Annotated in this window: 1 protein-coding gene; it reads left to right on the top strand. The window is 65.3% G+C overall.

The genetic code is table 11. The features are described from left to right. A partial coding sequence (locus KVT32_RS30350; protein WP_217619459.1) for a hypothetical protein occupies nucleotides 1-265 on the top strand: 265 nt, incomplete at both ends.

Here is a 265-nt window from a genome sequence, read left to right as displayed (position 1 = left end):
CCGGCGCCGGCCTCCAACCATCCCATCCTCGGCATCTGGAAGCTGTCGCTGCCCGACCTGCGCTGCTCCGAGGACTACCGCTTCCGCGGCGACGACACCACCCTCGTCACCAGCGCGGAAGAGGTGTCCGAGAGCGAATTCAGCATTCCCGACAAGCCCAGCGCGAAGGGCTTCTACAAGCTCGAGGACCGCATCGTCAAGGACAACGGCAAGAAGGATTGCGCCGGCGCGATCATGAAGGGCGGCACGCGCGCGACCAATTTCG

Origin of the sequence: Achromobacter sp. GbtcB20 (genome assembly GCF_019091095.1) — a bacterium.
Lineage (GTDB): Bacteria > Pseudomonadota > Gammaproteobacteria > Burkholderiales > Burkholderiaceae_B > Achromobacter > Achromobacter mucicolens.
The sequence above is the reverse complement of the archived record's forward strand: the minus strand, read 5'-3'. Positions and strand labels throughout refer to the sequence as shown.